Here is a 6824-nt window from a genome sequence, read left to right on the forward strand (position 1 = left end):
ACTTGGAATGCAAACATCAACTATATGACAATAAACAAACTTATTTCCCCTGCTACTGAACAGGATATTCCGGCATTAGACAAACTAGTTAACAGTGCTTATCGGGGCGAAAGCTCGAAGAAAGGCTGGACGACCGAAGCTGATTTAATCGATGGCCTCCGTACCAATGAGTACGGTCTGCGCGAGATGCTTCAAACACCGAATGCCACGATTCTAACCTATGAAGAAGCAGACAAACTCATTGGATGCGTTTATCTGGAAAAGAAAGGTGCTGATTTATACCTTGGTATGCTAACTGTCTCGCCCGAAGCACAAACGGGCGGCATTGGAAAACAGTTGATGGCAGCTGCCGAACGGCATGCTACAGAACTACATTGCACGGCCATTACAATAACGGTCATTACGATTCGGCACGAACTTATTGCCTGGTACGAACGACGGGGTTACCAGCCAACAGGCGAAAAGATACCCTTTCCAAACAACCCGAATATAGGTGTACTTAAACAGCCGCTGGAATTCATGGTTATGAAAAAGGTGCTGGTTTAATTCAGGAAACTGGCCAACTTTATACGATTTTGATCCTAACGCAGCTTGCTCCGTTCTAACTGATTATCTGGATAAAGCAGAAAAAAAAGGGGGATGGATTCATTTTGGACTAAAAGCCCTTTTGCGTTTGCCGATTTAACTCTATAATTTCACCACATTAAAACGAAACAACGATACCACAAGCCTTATGTCAGCTTCCAAACGCGTCCTGATTGCCGAAGATAGCTCCGTTATCCAGAATCTGGCCCGCAAAATACTTGAGTTTCAGAATTATGATATCACAGCCGTCAAAAACGGTGAGCAAGTGTTGCAGATTCTGGAAAAAGAAGACTTCAGCATTCTCCTGTTAGACATCAATATGCCCTTGATGGATGGTATGGAGTGCGTTCGGCGTGTTCGGGCGTTACCCGAAAAAGAAAAAGCCAGCGTACCCATTGTGGCTATTACAGGTAATGCCAAAAACTACACAGAGGAAGAATTTAAGACCGCCGGTTTCAACGACGTACTCGTGAAACCCCTCAACTTCGACCGTCTGGTAGAAGTGGTAAATCAATTGACGGATAAATAATGAGTGAATGAGCGAATGAGTGAATGAGCGAATAATTGGTTCTATTCACTCATTCGCTCATTCGCTCATTCACTCATTATGGTTATTACACTGCTGGGTACAGGAACGTCGTCGGGGGTCCCATTGATTGGATGCCTGTGTGATGTGTGTCGCTCAGTCGACTTTCGGGATAAACGGCTTCGTACATCCGCTCATATCTCGGTCGATGGTCGCAGCTTTGTGATTGACACAGGCCCCGATTTCCGCCAGCAAGTACTTCGGCTAAATCTCCTGCAACTTGATGCCGTTTTGTTCACCCATGAACACAAAGACCATACGGCTGGGTTAGACGAGGTTCGGGCTTACAATTTTCGGTCAGGCCAGGATATGCCCATTTATGGCCGACCAACGGTGCTGGCGCAGTTACAGCGAGAATTCGCCTATATTTTCGCAGAACATAAGTACCCCGGCACGCCCCATGTTGTGCTGAATGAACTACGCAACGAGCCGTTTGAGGTTTGTGGTATTCCCATTACCCCCATTGAGGTTATGCACCATAAACTGCCTGTTTTTGGCTATCGCATTGGTGATTTCACCTACCTCACCGACCTCAATTACATTTCTGACGAAGAGCTGGAAAAAGTAAAAGGCACCAAAGTTCTGGTGGTCGATGCTCTTCAGCGTCAGGCGCATATTTCCCATTTTACCCTCGATCAAGCCGTCGCCCTCGCTCAACGCGTCAATGCTGACAGGACATACTTCGTGCATATCAGTCATAAACTAGGTCTGCATAACGACGTCGAAAAAGAGTTACCCGCTACCATTCGGTTAGGTTACGATGGCTTACAGATTCAGTTATAATAGAAGCGAATCTGGTTGTCTACAATAAGTAAGGTCTCCGGCAATACCAGAGACCTTTACCAAACCAACCTATGATAAATTCATTGAGTGCTTAGATCGGATAGAGCGATTACAGATAGAATTGCTATCTCTTCTACACTATAAGAGCCTGTTCAGGGACATTGTACTCTTTTTTTCAGTTATTTTTTATCGTGTCCCATATGAGTATCCGCAACAAAACCAATTGCCTCCACCCAATGTTTACAAAATGCTTGGGTGTACTCATATATTACGATGCCAGTCCTTATTAAGCCAACCCGTTTATTTTCTGACACTTTACTACAGCACTATCGCCAACAGGGAAACCCACCTGCCGATGCCGTTATTGCGGCTGTGGTGGACGCAAACGGTCCTGCGGGTTTACGGTCTCTGATGCAGTGGCTAGCCGATACCGCAGACTTTTCGACAAAAGAGCAGCACCGTACTGTCCAGACTTTTTTTATAGATCACGCCAACCTTCCTGCCTGGGCGAATCCAGATACGATGCAGCGGGGTATGGAATTTTTCCAGAAACATGCCCAGCAGATTGGCCTTGTGCTAGGCTTCTTTTCACTCCCTTACTCCTATCTTGGCGCGAATGGCGCTCAGGTGTTGTGGTTAACGGAACGTATCAAAAACGATACCGCCCGCCGATTACAGGAAACTGGCGAGTGGGTAGTCGCCGTCAATAATCCGAAAGAGTGGAAATCAGGGAGAGCCATTGCCCGAATTCTAAAAATTCGTCTGATTCATGCCGGAGCCCGTTGGTTTTCGTTGCACTCGGGCCGGTGGACTATGGATTGGGGATATCCTGTCAATCAGGAAGATATGGCTGGAACAAATATTGCCTTTTCCTATGTAGTGCTCCTTGGACTTCGCAAATTGGCTGGACGATCGATGTTACGAGCTGCAAGTGAACAGGAAGAAGAGGATTACCTGCATCACATCAGTGTGGTTAACTCATTAAATGGTGTAGTTGATGCGTTGCTACCGCAAAACCTTCGGGAAGCCTACCTGCTCCATCAGGCTATCACCCGACGACAATTTGCTCCTTCCGAAGCAGGTGTAGGTCTTACTCGTTCACTGCTAAACGCTATAGCCGAACAACTCGCCCAACATTTCCAGAATAATACTTTCGGGCGAGTTTCTTCCAATCCAGACAGCATTCGGAACCTCGCAGCCGGTGAAATGCGTTTCTTCCTGGGCGATGCTTATGCCGACTACCTTGGTATTCCAACAGTGCCGGTCGAAAAGCGTCTGATTGGGCTCCTAAATCAGTTGCCCGTTTTCCCGAAAAAGGTTTAAGGTTTTTAGTATTCGACATACAGAAGCCCCAAACTACAAACAACAAACGACAGACTTGTTTCAATTAGACCCCATTGCAGCCCTTGCCACCGCTCCCGGCATTGGCGCTATTGCTGTTATCCGTGTATCGGGCGAAGGCGCCATTGAGATCACAAACCGCATGTTCCGAGGAAAAGATCTGACGCAACAGGCCAGCCATACTGCCCATTTTGGCACGCTTCGAAACCAGCCGGACGCGTCGGGAAACGCCAGTATTATTGACGAAGTGCTGGTAACGGTTTTCCGGGCTCCAAAATCTTTTACGAAAGAAGATGTGGTTGAGATTTCGTGTCACGGTTCAGAGTTTATCATTCAGCAAATTCTGCGTAGGCTCATGCAGGAAGGCGCTCGACTGGCAAAACCGGGAGAGTTTACTCAACGCGCTTTTCTGAACGGTCAGTTCGATCTGGTACAGGCCGAAGCGGTGGCCGACCTCATTGCGTCGGATTCCGATGCCAGCCATCGGGCCGCGCTGAACCAGCTACGTGGGGGCTTCTCGAAACAGTTGAAAGAACTTCGGCAACAACTCATTGATTTTGTAGCCTTGGTTGAACTGGAACTGGACTTTGGCGAAGAAGATGTGGAGTTTGCTCACCGCGACCGACTCCGACAATTAATGCTCGATATTCGGCGGGTATTGCATCCACTAATTGACTCCTTCTCAACCGGAAACGCGATAAAAAATGGTGTTCCAACGGTTATCGTCGGTAAGCCCAATGCGGGCAAATCGACGTTGCTAAATGCGCTGTTAAACGAAGAAAAAGCCATCGTTTCCGACATTCCTGGTACCACTCGTGATGTCATTGAAGATGAATTATTCATTGACGGCATTCGCTTTCGACTGATCGACACAGCCGGTTTGCGACAGGCCACTGACCGAATTGAAGCGATCGGTATTGAGCGTACGCAGCAGAAAATGCGCGATGCCGCTCTCGTTGTCTATCTCTTCGACGGCAAGAACATTGCTCCTGATGAACTGCAAGCAGCTGTTGCTGAAGTGCACGAATCGGGTAAGCCTTACCTACTTGTTGGCAATAAGCTGGATGCCATTGACGACGAGAAACGTCAATCATTAGAACAAATAGTAGGTGAATCGATTGTCTGGATTTCAGCGGCTAAACACATCCACGTAGAAAAGCTAAAATCTGCCCTTTCGGCCCGTGTGCGTACCGATGCCGCCGTACAGACAGGCAGCGCCGTCGTAACCAACGCCCGTCACTACGAGCACCTCACTGCCACCGACGATGCCCTCGCCCGTGCCATCTCGGGGCTTGATTCGAACGTAACGCCCGACTGGTTAGCGATGGATTTACGCGTTGCTTTACAGCATTTGGGCGAAATTACCGGTGAGATTACAACCGATGATTTACTTGAGTCGATATTCAGCAAGTTCTGTATCGGAAAGTAACTGTGCTGAACAAATCAATTACAATACACTACTAAAGCATGTATAAAGTCCTGAAAATGGGCTTTATACATGCTTTACACTATCAGTTCACCAAGTGATAGTAATTGTTTGTTGAGTAATTACTTGTACCTTTATTGTATCTGGCAAGCGGGCTTTTAGAAAAAGCCCATTTTTTGGCGAGATAATGGCACAAACTGACACACTAAGACATAGTATGTCATTCCCTTGACACAGCATAGCACATGAGTTCTAACATTCGAATCATTCGTATCTGCCAACAATGCGGTAACGAGTTTGAAGCTCGTAAAACAACGTCCAAAACGTGTAGCGATGCATGCGCGAAAAAGGCATATAAGGCGCGTCAGCGGTCGGGTAAAGTTGAGGTAAGCGATCAGCAGACATTGCAGATAAAAATCAAGCCTATTGAGGATATAAAGGCTCAAGAGTTTCTAACTGTTGACGAATCGGCAAAGCTCATTCGGATTAGTCGTCGTAGTCTGTATCGACTCAACGAGCGAGGGGAATTACCTTTTGTCAAACTCAACCGCCGTACAGTTATCCGTCGCTCTGACATAGACCGACTCTTTGACCGACCAGCCGAACTCTTGGAAAAGAGCCGACCCATTCCGGTCCCACTCGTTGACTGCTATACCATGAAGGAAATACGAGAGAAGTACAGTATTTCCGAAAAAGCTCTATACGACCTGATACAACGGCATGAGGTTCCGAAGCAATATAGCGGTATCTATGCCTACGTTCCTAAGTCACGAATTGATCAGTTACTTGCTCCTACCCTGCCATGATTAAAGTCAAACTTCGCAAAAAGCCAATTACAGGCGGGCGTACTAGCCTCTATCTTGACTACTATCCGGCTATTCCCCATCCTGATACGGGTAAACCTACCCGGCGCGAGTTTCTAGGGCTGTACCTATTTAACAGGCCCAAAACGCCTGCTGACAAGGAGCAAAATAATGAAACAGTAGCATTGGCAGAAACCATACGCGCTCAGCGACAGATTGAAGTTCAAAGTGGAGCCTATGGTTTTCTATCCAAGAAGACACAGAATACTTGCTTTGTCGCTTACTGTGAGCAACTAGCGGCTAGCCGAACCGGAAGTAATAAAGACGGTTGGGATAGCGCCCTACACTATTTGAAAGATTTTACAGGTGGTTCGCTCAAACTGTCCGAATTAACGCTAAAGAAATGTCGGGATTTTCGGGCGTATATGATGCAAGCAAAGAGCCAGCGAAACGATGAACTGTTAGCGGTGAACTCCACCGTCAGTTACTTCAACAAATTCAAAGCTGCGCTGAAGCAGGCGTATAAAGACGGGATAATAAGTACTGACCTTGACGCAAAAATAGAGGGTATAAAGCCGGAAGAAACTCGGCGGGAGTATCTGACTTTAGCCGAATTACAATTACTTGTCGAGACAGATTTACACATTCTTCCTGTACTCAAACAAGCAGCTTTATTTTCGGCTTTGACAGGTTTACGTTACTCTGATATTGAAGCCCTGACATGGAAACAAATACGCTACGATGCTGACAACGGATATACAATTAATTTTCGGCAGGAGAAAACAGACGGTGTAGAATATATGCCTATTTCCAATCAAGCGGTTTCGTTGTTGGGTGAACGATTAGGAGATAGTCAGCCCGTATTACCCGGTCTAATGTATTCTGCTCATTGGAACAAGATTTTAAAGCAGTGGGTGAAAGCTGCTGGGATTACAAAAAATGTCACTTTTCATAGTTTTAGGCATACATACGCAACTTTACAACTATCTCTTGGAACCGACATTTACACGGTATCGAAGATGCTGGGTCATCGTGAGCTAAAGACAACGCAGATTTACGCCAAGATTATTGACCAATCCAAGCGGGATGCCGCAGATAAGATTAAGCTAACGTTTTAGCCTAAATAAAAATAGCAATGCAGCAAGAGCCAGTAAAGGACAAAACCTATCATCTTCCATTCAGTTTTCCTGCTCCATGAATCATATCAAATTATGACCCTTTATCGCATGAAGATTATGCCAAGCTAGGCTATGGTCCTTCGTATCAACTTAATATAAATGGTGTTGAATGTACTATTTAT

At 46.2% G+C, this 6824-nt stretch carries 7 protein-coding genes; all 7 read left to right on the forward strand.

Translation table 11 applies throughout. From position 1 onward, the window contains the following. Positions 1 to 24: 24 nt before the first annotated feature. The 7 genes from GO755_RS35625 (at position 25) to GO755_RS35655 (ending at position 6642) form a co-directional block, all read left to right on the forward strand. The gene (locus tag GO755_RS35625) at positions 25 to 546 is read left to right on the forward strand and encodes a GNAT family N-acetyltransferase (RefSeq protein ID WP_157590212.1); all 522 of its coding nucleotides are present in this window, start codon (positions 25 to 27) and stop codon (positions 544 to 546) included. A gap of 187 nt (positions 547 to 733) precedes the next feature. Further along, the gene (locus tag GO755_RS35630) at positions 734 to 1114 is read left to right on the forward strand and encodes a response regulator (RefSeq protein WP_046575488.1); all 381 of its coding nucleotides are present in this window, start codon (positions 734 to 736) and stop codon (positions 1112 to 1114) included. A 78-nt stretch (positions 1115 to 1192) separates the two neighbouring features. Then, a complete protein-coding gene (locus GO755_RS35635; protein WP_157590213.1) occupies positions 1193 to 1954 on the forward strand; it encodes an MBL fold metallo-hydrolase in 762 nt (253 codons plus the stop codon). A gap of 273 nt (positions 1955 to 2227) precedes the next feature. After that, the gene (locus GO755_RS35640) at positions 2228 to 3277 is read left to right on the forward strand and encodes an oxygenase MpaB family protein (RefSeq protein WP_157590214.1); all 1050 of its coding nucleotides are present in this window, start codon (positions 2228 to 2230) and stop codon (positions 3275 to 3277) included. 55 nt (positions 3278 to 3332) lie between these two features. Beyond that, on the forward strand, positions 3333 to 4724 hold the full coding sequence (mnmE, locus tag GO755_RS35645; RefSeq protein WP_157590215.1) for a tRNA uridine-5-carboxymethylaminomethyl(34) synthesis GTPase MnmE: 1392 nt from the start codon (positions 3333 to 3335) through the stop codon (positions 4722 to 4724). Between the two features lie 242 nt (positions 4725 to 4966). Beyond that, positions 4967 to 5527 (forward strand): helix-turn-helix domain-containing protein, encoded by a 561-nt coding sequence (locus GO755_RS35650; RefSeq protein ID WP_157590216.1) that lies wholly within the window; start codon positions 4967 to 4969, stop codon positions 5525 to 5527. Next, positions 5524 to 6642: a site-specific integrase gene (locus tag GO755_RS35655; protein ID WP_157590217.1), complete on the forward strand. Its 1119-nt coding sequence runs from the start codon at positions 5524 to 5526 to the stop codon at positions 6640 to 6642. The genes GO755_RS35650 and GO755_RS35655 overlap by 4 nt, the downstream gene beginning before the upstream one ends. Positions 6643 to 6824 lie beyond the last annotated feature (182 nt).

The sequence above is a fragment of the Spirosoma arboris genome, from assembly GCF_009754945.1.
GTDB lineage: Bacteria > Bacteroidota > Bacteroidia > Cytophagales > Spirosomataceae > Spirosoma > Spirosoma arboris.